The sequence below is a fragment of the Microbacterium sp. CPCC 204701 genome (assembly GCF_004010105.1).
Taxonomy (GTDB): Bacteria; Actinomycetota; Actinomycetes; order Actinomycetales; family Microbacteriaceae; genus Microbacterium.
The window spans coordinates 1-1,654 of sequence record NZ_RRYE01000522.1 but is presented as its reverse complement, the minus strand read 5'-3'; the positions used below and the strand labels follow the sequence as shown (position 1 = coordinate 1,654).

Annotated in this window: 2 protein-coding genes; both read right to left on the bottom strand. The window is 69.6% G+C overall.

From position 1 onward, the window contains the following. On the bottom strand, positions 1-1,040 hold a 1,040-nt coding region (locus tag EIO58_RS17470), incomplete at its 3' end, for an alpha-amylase family glycosyl hydrolase (protein ID WP_240658986.1). Between the two features lie 275 nt (positions 1,041-1,315). Then, positions 1,316-1,654: substrate-binding domain-containing protein (locus EIO58_RS17465; RefSeq protein WP_164861848.1), on the bottom strand; the 339-nt coding region annotated here is incomplete at its 5' end.

Here is a 1,654-nt window from a genome sequence, read left to right as displayed (position 1 = left end):
CGGGCGAACGCGAACGAGGAGTCGGCGCGGCCGTAGCGGGTCGCCGGACGCGTCACGTCGTGGTTCGACAGCACCCAGGTCGCGGGGGCTCCGACCGGCTCGTGCTCGGCGAGCGTGCGCTGGATGGAACCGCGCAAGGCCGCCGCGCTCCACGGTTGGGTCATGAAGTCGAAGTTGAACGCCGTGTGCATCTCGTCCGGGCGCAGATAGCGTGCGAACCTCTCGGCGTCGTCGAGCCACACCTCGCCGACCAGCACGCGCGTGCCGCCGTACTCCTCAGCCACCCGGCGCCATCCCCGGTAGATGTCGTGCAGGTCGTCGCGGTCGAGATGCGGGTGCTCGCCCGGCGCGTACGCCGTGCCGGCGAGGTGGGGCAGGGACGGGTCCTTGGCCGGCAGCGCCGCCGAGTCGATCCGCACACCGGCGACGCCGCGGTCGAACCAGAACCGCAGGATCTCTTCGTGCTCGCGCCGGACGTCCGGATGGTTCCAGTTGAGGTCGGGCTGCTCGGGAGTGAACAGGTGCAGGTACCATTCGCCGGGCGTGCCGTCGGGGTTGATCGTGCGGGTCCACGTCTGGCCCTGGAAGCTCGACACCCAGTTCGTCGGGATCTCGTCGCCGTTCTCGCCCTCGCCGGGGTGGAACCAGAAGCGCTCGCGCTCGGCGCTGCCGGGGCCCGCGGCCAGCGCCGCCTGGAACCACGGATGCTGGTCGGAGACGTGATTGGGGACGACATCGATGAGGGTGCGGATGCCGAGGTCCAAGGCCTCCTGGATGAGCAGTTCCGCCTCCTCGAGCGTGCCGAACCGCGGGTCGATGTCGCGGTAGTCCTTGACGTCGTACCCGCCGTCGGCCATCGGGCTCGGGTACCACGGGTTGAACCAGATCGCGTCGACGCCGAGGTCCTTGAGATAGCCGAGCCGCGAGCGGACGCCCGCCAGGTCGCCGGTGCCGTCGCCGTTCCCGTCGGCGAAGCTGCGCACGTACACCTGATAGATCACGGCGGAGCGCCACCACGTCGGGTCGTCGGTGACGGGCATCGCGCGGTCGCCACGGGTCAGGACCTCGGTGTCCACGGAACTCCTCAACGTCGATGGAAGGACTGAATGAGGAGAATGTATTCGAATGGCGTTTACCACGCAAGTCTTCTACAGATTTCCGCAAGATCACGATTGCATCTCGGACAGGAGACGGCTCGAGCCCTCTCGCACCGCCCACACGCGGTTTGTCCCGGTCACCGGCACTCCCTCGCTCCACGACCGGGGCGCGCACGCTCCGCGCGCGTTCGTTGTACGAGCGAGACGAGACTTCGGGCTCAGGACGCGGCGGGACCGGTGGAGGCACGGAGCACGAGCTCTGGCTCGAAGAGCAGCTCGTCGCCGGCCTCGGTGGTGCCGGCGATCTGCGACAGCAGCAGGTCGATGACCGTGCGCCCCATCGATTCGATCGGCTGGCGCACCGTGGTCAGCGGCGGCTCGGTGCAGCTCATCAGGAACGAGTCGTCGAAGCCGACGACGCTCACGTCGTCGGGCACACGCAGTCCGGTGCGGCGCGCCGCGCGCACGGCGCCCAGGGCGAGCGGGTCGCTCGCGCACACGACCGCCGTCGCGCCGGCGGAGAAGAGCCGGGACGCCCCGGCCTGGCCGGATTCCAG